This is a genomic window from Allobosea sp. NPDC055594, assembly GCF_053618995.1.
On record NZ_JBSHIO010000012.1, the window covers coordinates 1 to 13797 of the forward strand.

General features: G+C 67.5%; 14 protein-coding genes. 5 read left to right on the forward strand and 9 right to left on the reverse strand.

The genetic code is table 11. The features are described from left to right. Positions 1–272 precede the first annotated feature (272 nt). The 5 genes from ACWGRX_RS20765 to ACWGRX_RS20785 form a co-directional block, all read right to left on the reverse strand. On the reverse strand, positions 273–539 hold the full coding sequence (locus ACWGRX_RS20765) for a hypothetical protein (protein WP_452119084.1): 267 nt from the start codon (positions 537–539) through the stop codon (positions 273–275). A gap of 101 nt (positions 540–640) precedes the next feature. Next, positions 641–1435, reverse strand: a complete 795-nt coding sequence (locus ACWGRX_RS20770) for an ABC transporter permease (protein WP_291641936.1) — start codon at positions 1433–1435, stop codon at positions 641–643. Beyond that, entirely contained in the window at positions 1432–2331 is a 900-nt protein-coding gene (locus tag ACWGRX_RS20775; RefSeq protein ID WP_452119085.1) for an ABC transporter permease, read from the reverse strand. The genes ACWGRX_RS20770 and ACWGRX_RS20775 overlap by 4 nt, the downstream gene beginning before the upstream one ends. After that, entirely contained in the window at positions 2328–3506 is a 1179-nt protein-coding gene (locus ACWGRX_RS20780; protein ID WP_452119086.1) for an ABC transporter ATP-binding protein, read from the reverse strand. The genes ACWGRX_RS20775 and ACWGRX_RS20780 overlap by 4 nt, the downstream gene beginning before the upstream one ends. Further along, positions 3503–4639 carry a polyamine ABC transporter substrate-binding protein gene (locus ACWGRX_RS20785; protein ID WP_452119087.1) on the reverse strand — a complete coding sequence of 379 codons (1137 nt, stop codon included), beginning with the start codon at positions 4637–4639 and terminating at the stop codon, positions 3503–3505. The genes ACWGRX_RS20780 and ACWGRX_RS20785 overlap by 4 nt, the downstream gene beginning before the upstream one ends. Before the next feature lie 130 nt (positions 4640–4769). Between ACWGRX_RS20785 and ACWGRX_RS20790 the strand changes: the two genes are divergently transcribed. Then, positions 4770–5489: a DUF3750 domain-containing protein gene (locus ACWGRX_RS20790; RefSeq protein ID WP_452119088.1), complete on the forward strand. Its 720-nt coding sequence runs from the start codon at positions 4770–4772 to the stop codon at positions 5487–5489. Positions 5490–5636: 147 nt separating this feature from the next. On the opposite strand, the gene ACWGRX_RS20795 is transcribed toward ACWGRX_RS20790, so the two are convergent. Beyond that, a complete protein-coding gene (locus ACWGRX_RS20795) occupies positions 5637–6479 on the reverse strand; it encodes a lytic transglycosylase domain-containing protein (protein ID WP_452119089.1) in 843 nt (280 codons plus the stop codon). Next, positions 6476–7759: a cystathionine gamma-synthase family protein gene (locus ACWGRX_RS20800; RefSeq protein ID WP_452119090.1), complete on the reverse strand. Its 1284-nt coding sequence runs from the start codon at positions 7757–7759 to the stop codon at positions 6476–6478. Before ACWGRX_RS20800 ends, ACWGRX_RS20795 begins: the two co-directional genes overlap by 4 nt. Before the next feature lie 132 nt (positions 7760–7891). Between ACWGRX_RS20800 and ACWGRX_RS20805 the strand changes: the two genes are divergently transcribed. Then, entirely contained in the window at positions 7892–8362 is a 471-nt protein-coding gene (locus tag ACWGRX_RS20805; protein WP_291641924.1) for an Lrp/AsnC family transcriptional regulator, read from the forward strand. Between the two features lie 3 nt (positions 8363–8365). Here the strand turns inward: ACWGRX_RS20805 and ACWGRX_RS20810 are convergent, their stop codons facing one another. Then, on the reverse strand, positions 8366–9370 hold the full coding sequence (locus tag ACWGRX_RS20810; protein WP_452119091.1) for an alpha/beta hydrolase: 1005 nt from the start codon (positions 9368–9370) through the stop codon (positions 8366–8368). A 94-nt stretch (positions 9371–9464) separates the two neighbouring features. Then, positions 9465–10616: an alpha/beta hydrolase gene (locus ACWGRX_RS20815; RefSeq protein ID WP_452119092.1), complete on the reverse strand. Its 1152-nt coding sequence runs from the start codon at positions 10614–10616 to the stop codon at positions 9465–9467. Between the two features lie 125 nt (positions 10617–10741). On the opposite strand from ACWGRX_RS20815, the gene meaB reads away from it, so the two are divergent. Genes meaB through ACWGRX_RS20830 form a run of 3 tightly spaced genes read left to right on the forward strand, consistent with a single transcriptional unit; the run spans position 10742 to position 13795 of the window. Then, complete coding sequence (gene meaB / locus ACWGRX_RS20820; RefSeq protein ID WP_452119093.1) at positions 10742–11716, forward strand: methylmalonyl Co-A mutase-associated GTPase MeaB; 975 nt, start codon at positions 10742–10744, stop codon at positions 11714–11716. 14 nt (positions 11717–11730) lie between these two features. Beyond that, positions 11731–12372: a pyroglutamyl-peptidase I family protein gene (locus tag ACWGRX_RS20825; protein WP_452119094.1), complete on the forward strand. Its 642-nt coding sequence runs from the start codon at positions 11731–11733 to the stop codon at positions 12370–12372. A 43-nt stretch (positions 12373–12415) separates the two neighbouring features. Continuing rightward, positions 12416–13795 (forward strand): TIGR03808 family TAT-translocated repetitive protein, encoded by a 1380-nt coding sequence (locus ACWGRX_RS20830; protein ID WP_452119095.1) that lies wholly within the window; start codon positions 12416–12418, stop codon positions 13793–13795. The last annotated feature ends 2 nt before the right edge of the window (positions 13796–13797 follow it).

Here is a 13797-nt window from a genome sequence, read left to right on the forward strand (position 1 = left end):
GCCCGGAACCGTCATCGCCGACGCCGCCGAAAAGCTCCTCGAGGAACTCAACCAGAAACTCGGATACACCCAGAAATCAGCCGCGGAGTAAGCAGCCGGGGAGCCGGCGCAAACCCGCCAGCTCCCCTCAGCCACTTACCGTCATCCTGGGCGAGCGAAGTTCGTTCCGGGATCCAACGAAGACTGCTGGAGCCCTACGATGGATCCCGGAGCTAAGCCGCTCTCGCGGCTGGTCCAGGATGACGCGGTGGGGCCGCGAAAGCGAAGGAACGCTAGCGCCAGTCGCGGTCGCCGTAGCGGCGGCCATAGCCGTAGGCATCGTCGCGTCGTTCCTCGTTCCAGCGCTGCCAGCGACGCTGGCCCCAATAGCCGTGGAAGACCGGCGGCGCCGGGCGCCAGCCATAGGCGCGGCGTTCATATTGACGCTCATAGCGGTCATAGGCCTGAGCTTCGCCGCTGCCTACAAGGCTCAGCATGGCGAGCCCCCCGGCACCGAGGGCGAGGGCAGCGAGACCGGCGGTAGCGAGCTTGCGGAACATGGTTCCTGTCCTGTGCTGTGGCCGGGGTCGCTCCCCGTCCATGCCCCGGACCTTCGCAGCCCTGCCCTGAACCGGCCTTGAGGCCGGCATTCACCTGCCGTTCAACCCTTCTCGCCGGCCAGCGCCTCGCGCTTGAGCAGCAGCGAGGCGGCGATCACCGTGACGGCCACGGCTCCGATCAGGATCGTGCAGGCGGCGTTGATCTCCGGCGAGACGCCGAGGCGGATCGCCGAATAGAGCCGCATCGGCAAGGTCGTCGCGCCCGGCCCGCTGGTGAAGCTCGCGATCACGAGATCGTCGAGCGAGAGCGTGAAGGCGAGCATCCAGGCGGCGAGCACGGCCGGCCAGATCAAGGGCAGCGTTACCGTGAAGAAGGTCGTCAGCGGCGTCGCGCCGAGATCGCGCGCCGCCTCCTCCAGCGAGCGGTCGAAGCCGGCGAGCCGCGCCTGCACCACGATGCAGGCGAAGCCGAGGCTGAAGGTCGCGTGGGCGATGACCACGGTCCAGTAACCGCGCTCGACATCGCCGGCGACGAAGAGCAGCAGCAGCGACAGGCCGGTGATCACCTCCGGCATGACCAGCGGCGCCAGCACCATACCGGAGAACAGGGTGCGGCCGGCGAAGCTGCGATAGCGGACGAGCGCCAGCGCGGCGAGCGTGCCGAGCCCGGCCGCCAGCGTCGCCGAGACCAGCGCGACGCGGATCGTCAGCCAGGCGGCATCGAGCAGCGGCTGGTTGTTGAAGAGCGCGACATACCAATGCGTCGAGAAGCCGCCCCAGACCGTGACCAGCCGCGAGGCGTTGAAGGAATAGGCGATCAGCGCGACGATCGGCAGGTAGAGGAAGGCGAAGCCGAGGACGAGCGCGGCGAGGTGGAAGCTGCCGAACCGCCTCATCGCGCCGCCCTCCCCGCCCGCTGCAGCAGCACGAGCGGCAGCACCAGCACGATCAGCAGGACGATCGCCACCGCCGAGGCCAGCGGCCAGTCGCGATTGGAGAAGAACTCGCTCCAGAGCACCTTGCCGACCATCAGCGTGTCCGGCCCGCCGAGCAGGTCGGGGATGACGAACTCGCCGATCGCCGGGATGAAGACCAGGGCCGAGCCGGCGAGGATACCCGGCAGGGAGAGCGGCAGGGTCACCGTGCGGAAGCTGGTCAGCGGCGTCGCGCCGAGATCGGCGGCGGCCTCGACCAGCGTGCCGTCGAGCTTCTGCAAGGTGGTGTAGAGCGGCAGAACCATGAAGGGCAGGTAGGAATAGACCATGCCGATCAGCACGGCAGTGTCGGTGTTGAGCAGGCGCAGCGGTTCGCTCGCCAGCCCGAGCCAGCCCAGCGCCATGTCGAGCAGCCCCTCCGGCCGCAATATGCCGATCCAGGCGTAGACGCGGATCAGGAAGGAGGTCCAGAACGGCAGGATGACGAGCAGGAGCAGGATGCCCTGCCAGCGCTTCGGCGCCATCGCCATCGCATAGGCCAGGGGATAGCCGAGCGCGAGCGCGATCAGCGTGGTCAGGCCGGCGATGCGCAGCGAGGAGAGATAGCTCTGCCAATAGAGCGCATCCTCGCCGAGCAGACGAAAATTCTCGAAATCGAGCCCGGCGAAGAACTCACCGAGCGCGTCGAAGCCGAGAAAATGCGGCGCATAGGGCGGCTGGTCGGTCGCCGCGTCCGAGAGCGCGATCCGCAGCACGATGAGGAAGGGCGCCAGGAAGAAGGCGAGCAGCCAGAGATAGGGTATCGCGGCGACGAGCAGCCCGCGCCCGCCGGCGGCTCGGGGAACCGCGCCGCTCACGATGCCAGCACCAAGCCGGCTTCGATATCCCAGGACAGCCAGACCCGGTCTTCCCAGGCGAAGGGGCGCTCGATGCGCCGCGTGCGGTTGGTCAGCGAGACCTTGAGCAATTTGCCCTCGTCGCCGCCGACCATGACCTGGATCATGGTCATGTCGCCGAGATAGCCGATGTCCCAGATCTCGCCGGCGACCTTGTTCACCGCCTGCCGCGGCTCGTCATGGCTGAGCCCGATTTTCTCGGGCCGCAGGCCGATGGCGAGCGCATCGCCCGGCTGGCAGGAGGGGGCATCCTCGTCGAGCTCGATCACGCCAACATGCTGGTTTTCCAACGTGACGAGATCGCCCTCGACCGCAGTGACCTTGCCCTCGATCAGGTTGATGTCGCCGACGAACTCGGCGACGAAGCGATTGGCCGGCGCCTCGTAGATCAAATCGGGCGGCGCGATCTGGAGCAGCCGGCCCTGGTCCATCACGGCCATGCGGTCGGCCATGGTCATGGCCTCGTCCTGGTCGTGCGTCACCACCATGAAGGTCAGACCGAGATCGGTCTGGAGGTCCATCAGCTCGTATTGCGTCGCCTCGCGCAGCTTCTTGTCGAGCGCGCCCAGCGGCTCGTCGAGCAGCAGCAGCTTGGGCTGCTTGACCAGCGCACGGGCGAGCGCGACGCGCTGGCGCTGGCCGCCCGAGAGCTGGTCCGGCCGCCTGCCCTCGAAACCGTTCAGCCTGACGCGCTTCAGCATCGCGTCGACCCGCTCGCGGACCTGCGCCTTGGGCAGTCCCTCGCGCTTCAACCCATAGGCGATGTTGTCACCGACGGAGAGATGCGGGAACAGCGCATAGGACTGGAACATCATGTTCACCGGCCGCTGATGGGGCGGCACAGTGGTGATATCGACGCCGTCGAGCAGGATCTCGCCCTCGTCAGGCTGCTCGAAGCCGGCGAGCATGCGCATCAGCGTGGTCTTGCCGCAGCCGGACGGCCCGAGCAGCGCGAAGAACTCGCGCGCATGGATCGAAAGCGAGAGCGCATCGACCGCCGTCACCTTGCCGAAGCGCTTGGTGACATTGCGGAACTCGACCAGCGGCTTCGCCGCCGGGTCGTTCCAAGGCTGGAAGTCGCGACGGACGCTACCCGGGGAGGAGCGCCGCGTCGCTGCGTCGGAGGACGCGTTCACCGCCCGCTCTTGACGCGGGTCCAGAGGCGATTGACCACCCGTTGCGTCTTCTGGTCGTAAGGGGTGATCGTATAGAGGCGAGCCATCACGGCATCGCTCGGATAGATGCCGGGATTGTCACGCACCTCGGCCGAGAGCATCGGCTTTGAGGCGATGTTGCCATTGGCATACTGGATGAAATCCGAGTTCTTCGCCGCCATTTCCGGACGGTTGACGAAGTCGATGAACTTCAGCGCCGCGTCCTGATTGGCGGCGTCCTTCGGGATCACGAAGGAGTCGAACCACATCAGCGCGCCTTCCTTCGGGATCGAATATGCGATCTCGACCTTGTTCTTGGCTTCCTCGGCGCGCTTCTTCGCCTGCAGGATGTCGCCGGAATAGCCGACGGCCAGGCAGATATCACCATTAGCGAGCGCGTTGATATATTCCGACGAGTGGAATTTCTGGATATGCGGGCGCATCTTGCGCAGCAATTCACCGGCCTTGTTGAGGTCGGCTTCCTTCTTGGAGTCGGGATCGAGCCCGAGATAGCGCAGCGCCGCCGGGAACATCTCCTCGACCGCGTCGAGCACGTGGACGCCGCAATTGGAGAGCTTCTTCAGCTTCTCGGCGTCGAACAGGATGCTCCAGGAATCGATCACCGCATCGGGGCCGAGCCGTTCCTTGATCTTGGCGACGTTGTAGCCGATCCCGGTCGTGCCCCACATGTAGTTCACGGCGTATTTGTTGCCGGGATCGTATTTTGCGAGCCGCTGCTGGATTTCCGGCCAGGCATTTTTGAGGTTCGGCACCTTGGCGGCGTCGACCGGCGTGTAGAGGCCGAGCGGGATATGCCGCGGCAGGAAGGATGCGGTGACGACGACGAGATCATAGCCGGTCTTGCCGGCGAGCAGCTTGGTCTCGACCGTCTCCATCTGGTCGAACGTGTCGTAGACGACCGTGATTCCGGTCTCTTTCTTGAAGGCGTCGAGCACCTCCGGATTGACGTAGTCGGACCAGTTGAAGATGCGCAGTTCCTTGTCCTGCGCCTGGGCCGGGGTTCCCGCGAGAAGGGCGAGGCCGAGGGCCGCTCCGGTCGCGATGCTTTTCAGAACCGACGTCAATTCACTCAATCTGCCCCTCCTCACGGACATGCTGCGCTAGCGGCGGCAAGCTATCAGCTTGTCGAAAACGCTCAACCTCGATTTCGTGATCTTGAAGCGGTGACCACAGCTTGCGAGGCGCAGGCTCGGCCCTATTTCCTACTGCCACATGACACGACGCTTGCTCCTCCTCTTTTGCGTGCTCTTCCTGCTGCCGCTCGCCACTCATGCAGCCTGGTGGTCCTGGAAGCCCCTGGCCGCCGACTGGCGCCGTGCCGACTGGTCGAGCGCTTCCCTGCTGCCCGCCGCCGCGACCGAATCCGAGGCGACCATCCACGTCTTCGCGGCACGGGTCGGCCGCTGGCGTGGCGTCTTCGCGCATCATTCCTGGGTGGTGGTGAAGGAGGCCGGCGCCAAGGCCTATACCCGCTTCGACGTGGTCGGCTGGGGCAATCCGGTGCGCGTCAACCATCGCGAGGCCGACGGACGCTGGTTCGGCAATGCGCCGGAACTCGTCGCCGAAGTAAAGGGCGATGCGGCGGCGGTGCTGATCCCGCGCATCCGCGAGGCCGTGAAGAGCTATGGCTACAGCGAATACGGCACCTACGCCGCCTGGCCGGGACCGAACTCGAACAGCTTCGTCCAGCATGTGCTGGCTGAGGTCCCGGAGCTCGGCCGTGCCCTGCCGCCGACCGCAATCGGCAAGGACTGGCGCGAAAGCGGCCTCTACGCCGGCCTGACGCCGAGCCGCACCGGGATACAGGCCTCGCTCTACGGGCTCGCCGGCATCTCGCTAGGCTGGGTCGAGGGCATTGAGATCAACCTGCTCGGTCTCGTCGCCGGCCTCGATTTGCGCCAGCCGGCGCTGAAGCTGCCTGGCTGGGGGCGCGTGGGAATTTGAATTCCCCTGCCTGTCCGAACCCTCATCCTGAGGAGCCGCGGAGCGGCGTCTCGAAGGATGGTCCAAAAATCTTCGGGTGCAGCTGGAACATCCTCGGAGACGCGGACTTCGTCCGCTCCTCAGGACGAGGGCTTTGAGCCGGCTCGCTCAATTCCGCAGCACGAGGCAGGCCCCGCCGGCCTGCCGCAGGCGGTTGCAGGTCACGGTGGCCTCGCGCAGGCTCTGCGCCGGCAGCCGGACCCGGTAATAGCGCGCCCTGCCCCGGCCCGGCACCGCCGAGCCCAGAACCATGGTGGGCTTGCCGGCGAGCAATGCGGCGAAGCGGGCGGCGACGCGCTGATAGGAGGCGATGGCGCGGGCTTTCGAAGGATTTCCAGCAAGCTGGACACCGAACGGGCCATAGGCGCCCTCGATCAGCACGGCCGGGGCGGTCGTCCGGATCGAGGCGACGGCGGTCAGGCAGTCGGTTTCCTGCGTCGTCGCCGGCGGAGGTGATTCGCCGAGGCCGAGGCGCCATTCCTCGACCGAACGGCCGGTGATGAAGCGGACATAGGCCTGCGTCTCATAGGGCAGCGAACCGCCGCGCGCGACCCAGCGGGCGAGCCGGTTGGGACCGCCATTATAAGCGGCGGCGGCGAGGCCGAGATTGCCGAACTGCCCCTTCAGCGCCGCCAGGAAGGCGGCCGAATGCGGGATCGCCGCCTCAGGGTCGAAAGGATCGGCAAGGCCGCGTTCGTTCGCGGTTCCCGGCATGAACTGGGCGATGCCCTGCGCCCCGGCCGGGCTAGTGACATGAGGGCGGAAGCTGCTCTCGCGCCAGATCAGCCGGGTGAAGAAGGCGACCGGCAGCTCATGCTGCTTTGCCGCTCCCTCGATCAGGCGGCAGATGGTCTGCGCCACGCTCTCCTGCTGCGGCTCGGCCAGCGCCGGGCCACCGGACAAGGTCGCGGCCAGCGCCGCGACGACAGCGCGGCGCCCACCTTGCCTCACGCAGCTTCCAGCGCCTGCGCCAGATCGGAGATCAGGTCCTCGATGTTCTCGATGCCGACCGAGATCCGGATCAGCGCATCGGTCAGGCCGATCTCCTCGCGCAGTTCGCGAGCGACGCCGGAATGGGTCATCGCGGCGGGGTGCGAGACCAGCGTCTCCGTGCCGCCGAGGCTGACCGCGAGCTTCATGATCTGGAGATTGTCGAGGACCGCGAAGGCCTCCTTCTCGCCGCCCTTCACATCGAAGGCGAAGGTCGAGCCGGGCTGGCTGCACTGCCGGTCGAAAACCGCCTTGCGCGGATCGCCATCCCTGAGATTGCCGAGATAATGCACCTTGGCGATCTTCGGGTGGTTCAGCAGGTACTCCGCGACCTTGCGGCCGTTCTCATTGGCCCGCTGCATGCGGATGTCGAGCGTCTCCAGCGAGCGCATCAGCATCCAGCACGAGTTCGGATCGAGCTGCGTGCCGAGCGAGCCGCGCCAGGCCTTGACCTGCCGCACCAGGGCTTCCGAGCCGCTGATCGAACCGCCAACGAGATCACTGTGGCCGCCGACATATTTCGTCAGCGAGAGCAGGGAGAGATCGGCGCCGTGCTGCAGCGGCTTCTGGAAGATCGGCCCGAGCATGGTGTTGTCGACCACGACCGGCGGGCGATGGCCCTGGCTCTTCTCCAGTTCGTCGGCGATCGCCTTGCAGGCCGAGAGATCGACGAGGCCGTTGGTCGGATTGGCCGGCGTCTCGACCAGGATCATCGCGACCCGGCCCTTGGCGGCGGCGTTCTGCGCGACCTTGCGCATCTGGGCAACGTCGATGCCGTCGGTGAAGCCGAAAGGCGTGACGCCGAAAGCGCCCATCTGGTTCTTCAGCAGGGTCTCGGTGCCGCCATAGAGCGGGCGGCTGTGGAGGATGGTGTCGCCCGGCCGCAGGAAGGCGAAGCAGGTGGTGGCGATCGCCGCCATGCCGCTGGCGAAGACCGCGCATTTCTCGGCCTCGTCCCAGATCGCCAGACGGTCCTCCAGGATCTCCATGTTCGGATGGTTGAAGCGCGAATAGACCAGGCCCGACTTCTCGCCCGGCTTGAGCTGGCGGCGGCCGGCGGTCAGGTCGAAGAAATCCTTGCCCTGCTGAGCGTTCTCGAAAACGAAGGTCGAGGTCAGGAAGACCGGCGGCTTGAGCGAGCCCTCGGACATCGCCGGCGAGTAGCCGAAGCCCATCATCAGGGTTTCGGGGTGAAGCTTGCGATTGGCGATCCGGTCCTTGTGATAGTCGTCCTGGCTCATGATCCGCCTCCGTTGCCGGTGCACCGCACCGCTTTCGTGGCCCCAGCCTATGACGATCCGGGCGCCATTGCATGAATGATCATCGACATTCTAAGGATCGCTTGAGCAAGATTCCGCTCAATCTTTCTGGAGATGGAGCAGATCATGCTCGACAGCACCGACCGCCGCATGCTCGCCCTGCTGCAGGAGGATGGCCGCATCACCAATCACGATCTCTCGCAGAAGGTCGGGCTGTCGCCGACGCCCTGCCTGCGCCGGCTGAAGCGGCTGGAAGAGAGCGGCGTGATCAAGGGCTATTCGGCGATCGTCGACCCCAAGGCCTATGGCCTGCCCTTCAGCGTCTTCGTCTCGGTGCGCCTCAGCCAGCAGACTCAGGAGCACATCGCCGAGTTCGAGAAGGCCGTCGAAACCTGGCCGGAAGTCGCCGAATGCTATCTGATGACGGGATCGCAGGATTATCTGCTGCGCGTGCTGACCGACGGCATCGAGGGCTATGAGCGCTTTCTCAAGCTCAAGGTCACGCGACTGAAATGCATCCAGTCGGTCGAGTCGAACTTCGCTCTGGCGACGATCAAGAAGCGGGTCGGGCTGCCGCCGCTGTGAGCCTCAGCCGCCGGCGCGGTCGATCGCGCGCCTCACCACCTGCGTGACCTCGCTGTCCGAGAGGAAAAGGTCATGGCGCAGCATGCTCCAGCCGCGCCCGGCCGTATCGGCGACGCGCACCCCCAGCCCTTCGAGACGCTCGCGATCGGCAGCGCCAGCCCGGGCGACGCCGCCGGCGATACGCGAGGAGACGGCCAGCGCCCTGTCGCCGGGGTCGATGATCACGGTCATGCGCCTGGCGATCGGTCCGAGCTTCGACACCGTCTGCTCGAAGGCATCGATATCGACATCGGGTGAAGCGAAGACGACGGAGCCGATCCTGTCGGTGAAGCCCGGCAGGTCGCGCAGTTCGCGCAGGCCTTCCAGAGCCAGGAAGGTCCCCATCGAATGGGCGACGATGTGGACACGACCGGCGATCGGGTTGGCGACCAGCGCCTTCAACGTCTGGACGAAGCCGTCGCGCGACCAGAGCGCGCTCTCGCGGTCATAGCCATAGGCGAGCAGCCCGCCGCCGGAGGGCCAGGTGAAGAGCGCGGTCCGGCCATCGAAGGCGAGCGCATGCGAGAGCTGGCCGGCGCTGCGAGCCGACGATTCGAAGGTCTCGTTGTAGCCATGGACATAAAGCAGCACGTCGCGGCCATTGGCGGCCTCGGCGAAGACCCGCGCCGCGTCGCCCGAATTGCGACGCTGGACGCCGAGCACCGCCCAGTCGCCGCTGACGACGGAACTCACCTGCGCCGCGACGCCACGGCCCGGCGCCGCCAGGCGCGCCTCGGCGAAGGTCAGCCCGCTGCCGCGATCCGAACCGAAATAGGGCGGCCGGTCGCCCGTCGGCTTGCGGGTCGTGGCGACGAGCAGTTGCGGCTCCTTGCCGAAGGCCGAAGCATCGGCTGGTCCGGTGAACGGCGAGACCATCGCCTCGCTCGGGACGCAGGCGGCGAGCGCCGGCCCGAGCAGCGGAACGAGAAGGAAGGAACGACGGGACACGGCAGGCCGCGAGGCTGACATGGCTGGAATCCGGGAACTGGGGAGCGCGCGCCATCCGGCCGCGAAGGCCTTAAGCCAAATCAACGCGGCCAGAATGCGGCGCAGCGACGACCGCTCAGCGGCCGGCGATCGCTGCCGGCGCCGTCACCACCAATTCGACGGTCGAGCCGAAGGTGCCGACCACGCCACCGGCGATGTCGCCGAGCCTGTCGCCGAAGCCGGGACCGGCGATCGCTATGCCCCGGTCGGCCTGGAGGCGGCGGCCGATCAATTGCACCACCTTGGGCGAGGAGGCGAATTTGCCGTGGTTGAGCTGGTCGCTCGTCGAGATGTCGGAGAGATCGATGATATGGGCGCCGTTGCGGGCGAGATCAGCGACGATCTCGGTATCCTTGGCGGAGATGGCGCCGAGCCGCGTCTTGTCGCCGGCGAAGCGTCGCGAGAAGGCGAGCGCGCGGTCGTCGGCGGAGACGAACACGGTGATCTCGCGCTTGATCTCCCTGAGCTGCGTCTTGAACACGTCGAGATCGATATCGGGCGCCGCGAGCATGACGTTGCGCAGCTTGCCGCCGAAATTGCCGTCACCGCGGATAGCCGCCTGCCGCAACGCCTCCAGCGTCACCAGCGTGCCCATGGAATGAGCGAGGATGTCGATCCGGCTCGCCCCGAGCTCGCGCGAGATGCCCCGCAGGGCCGCCTCGAGGAAATCCCGCGAATAGAAGGCGCTCTCGCGATCATAGGGATATTGCAGCAATTGCCCGCGCGAAGGCCAGGTGAACAGCACGGCCACGCCCTTGAAGCCGGCATCATGGACGATCTGGGCGAAGCGATAGGAGGCGTCGGCGAAATTGGTGTTGTAGCCATGGACGAAGACGAGCACGTCGCGGTCGACCGGTTTGCGTCTGGCGAGTTCGGCGCGGACCTGCGCGGTGATCGGGGCGCGTTCCAGCGACGTGACCTTGCTGACGGCGAAATGCAGCGAGGGATCGGCCTTCGCACCGACGGCCGGCAATTCGAGCTCACCGGTCTTGTGGGCCCGCGGCACCGTCATGTCGAGCCGGGCGAAGGACAGCGTCGCGGCCCGCTCGCCGGTAAAATAACTCGGCTCCTCGGCCGGCGCGCGCGTCGTCGCGACGAAAATCGGGAAGCTGGCGACGGTGTCGCCCTGCGCCGTGTCGGCCAGGACCAGGGTACGCGGCGTGCCCCCGCAGGCGCCGAGCGCAAGAGGGGCCAGCAAGGCCAGCAGGATCAACCGAAACCGGGACAACAGGCGGCGCTCCAACAACCGGCGACTCGTCCCACCGCGGCGCCGGCGGATCAAGTGCCGCCAGGACACAGGCCCCTTACAATCGCGCTCTTCCTCCGCGGCCATGCACTTGCTACCAGCAGGGCATGATCGACCTGAACGCGCTCGGCAATGCGATTCTGGCGGGTGATCGGGCAGCGCTGGCGCGAGCCATCACGCTGGCCGAAAGCCGCCGGGCCGACCATCGCGAATCGGCGCAAGCCCTGCTGCAAAGGCTATTGCCGCATGCCGGCAAAGCCATCCGCGTCGGCATCACCGGCGTACCGGGCGTCGGCAAGTCGACGACGATCGATGCGCTCGGCTCCTATCTGACCGGGCTCGGCCACAAGGTCGCCGTGCTGGCGGTCGACCCGTCCTCGACCCGCACCGGCGGCTCGATTCTCGGCGACAAGACGCGGATGGCCCGGCTCGCGGTCGACCCCAACGCCTATATCCGGCCCTCGCCCTCGTCCGGAACGCTCGGCGGCGTCGCCGCGAAGACGCGCGAGACCATGCTGCTCTGCGAGGCCGCCGGCTTCGACGTGATCCTGGTCGAGACCGTCGGCGTCGGCCAGTCGGAGACCGCGGTCGCCGATCTCACCGACTTCTTCCTGGTGCTGATGCTGCCCAATGCAGGCGACGAATTGCAGGGCATCAAGAAGGGCATCATCGAGCTCGCCGACATGATCGCGGTCAACAAGGCCGACGGCGACGGGGCCACCGCGGCGCGGGCCGCAGCGGCTCAGTACAAGGCGGCGCTGCACATCCTCGCACCGGCCTCGGCGCTCTGGTCGACGCCGGTCGTGACCATCTCCGGGCTGACTGGAGACGGGCTCGAGAAGCTCTGGGCGAAGATCGAGGAGCACCGCGACCGCCTGGCAGCCAAGGGCCTGATCGCCGAGAAGCGGCGCCAGCAGGATGTGAAATGGATGTGGGCGATGGTCCAAGACCGGCTCCAGGCCAGGCTGCGGCACGATCCGGCGCTGAAGGCGCGCACGCCGAAGCTCGAGGCCGCAGTGGCGAGCGGCGAGATGCCGCCGACGCTGGCTGCCGCCGAAATCGCCCGGGCGCTCGGCCTGTGACCGCGGCGACGGGCATGGATCTGCTCGTCACCGGCTTCGGCCCCTTTCCCCATGTCCGGGTCAATCCGACCGCGGCACTCGCCCGGGCTGTCGCGGGCCGGCTGGCCCGCGCCGGCATGGACGCAAGAGCGCTGGTTGTGGAAACCAGCTATTCGGGCGGCCTTCCGGCTCTGCGCCGGCATCTCGACGAGACCCGTCCGCGCGCGGTGCTGATGCTCGGCCTCGCCGCCCGCGCCCGCTTCGTTCGCGTCGAGCTGTTCGCGCGCGGCCGCTCGAGCCGGCTGCACGCCGATGCCCGCGGCGCGACGCCGATGGCAGCGCCCGCCCCTGCGCGGGGCCTGCCGCTGCGCAGCTCAGCCAGCACAGGCGCCGCACTCGAAACGCTGCGCCGGGCCGGTGTCAGGACCAGGCTCTCGCCTACCGCAGGGCGCTATCTCTGCGACGCCTGTTACGCCGCCGCCCTCACCGACCGCGATGCCGGCGTGCCGGTGATCTTCATCCATGTCCCCTGGCTGCGGCCCAGTGCCGGGACGAGACCGGCGAGCCGGATCGCCCGGTTCCGGCCGGGGCCTGCGCAGCTCGCCGCGGCGCTGGCGGAGCTCGGCCGCGCGCTCGCCGGCACCGGCAAGCGGAACGCCCGGCAGCGCAGCCGCTGACGCGGCACGCAGCTTGAACCCCTCCGCGCCGATGGAGGGTCTCATGACGGTTTCGCGCCGAAATCTGCTGCAAGCGGCCCTGTTTGGCACAGTCGCTGGCGCGGCGGCTCCCGCTTTGGCACAACCGGCGCCGCGCGCCGCCTCCGCCACGCCGCTCGGCGCGCTCGGCATCGAGGCCTCGCAATACGGGCTGCGCCCGGGCTCGACCGACGATCAGTCTCGCATCCTGCAGAATGCCCTCGTCGAAGCGGTCAAGCGCGATGCGCCGCTGCTCGTCGCGCCCGGCCGCTACCGCATCGCCAATGTCGTGCTGCCGGAAGGGGCGCGGCTGATCGGCGTGCCCGGCGCCACCCAGCTCATCGCGGCGCAGGCCGCCCCGCTGCTCGTCGCGCGCCGGATCAAGCGGGCGGCGGTTTCCGGCATCCTCCTCGACGGGCTCGACATCCGCATCGGCCAGCGCAACGGGCTGATGGCGGTGGACGAAGTGCCCGATCTCGGCCTTGCCGATTGCGAGTTCGCCAATGCCGGCTCGGTCGGCCTGACGCTGAACCGGACGGGCGGCCGCATCGAGCGCAACCGCTTCCGCAGCATGCGCGATTCCGCCCTGTTCTCGCTGGATTCGCGCGGGCTTTCGATCGAGGCGAACACGGTCGAGGACTGCGGCAACAACGGCATCCAGCTCTGGCGCAGCCAGGCCGGCGACGAGCAGAGCCTCATCCGCGGCAACCGGGTCAACCGCATCCGCAACGATGCCGGCGGCGACGGCCCGAACGGCAACGGCATCAGCCTGTTCCGGGCCGGCGGCGTGATCATCGAAGGCAATACGCTGCGCGATTGCGCGCTGACCTTCATCCGCAACAATTCCGGTTCCGGCGTGCAGATGCTCGGCAATCAGGGCAGGCGCTGCGGCGAGGTCGGGCTCTACTCGGAATTCGCCTTCGAGGGCGCGATCATCGCGGGCAACCTCGTCGAGGACTGCGCCCAGGGCGCCAACATCACCAATCTCGACCATGGCGGGCGCCTGTCCGTCTTCGCCAACAACATCGTCCGCAATGCCCAGAAGGGTCTCGCGCCGAAGGGCAAGGAGCTGATCGGCGGCATGGGCGTGCATGTCGAGGCCGAGGCCAGCGTCACCGGCAACGTCATCGAGAACGCCAGCGATGTCGGTATCTCGCTCGGCTGGTCCTGGGGCATGCGCAATCTCGTCGCCACCGGCAACATGGTGCGCAAGACCGGCATCGGCATCTCGGTCTCGCTGGTGCCGAAGGAGCGCACCGCACTGATCGCCAACAATGTGATCAGCGAGGCGACGCTCGGCGCTGTCGTCGGCACCGAATATGGCAAGGCCGTAACCGGCGACCTGACGAAGGCGCAGGACAAGCGCGCCGCCGGCGTCAGGGTCGAGAACAACGCGGTGGGCTGAGG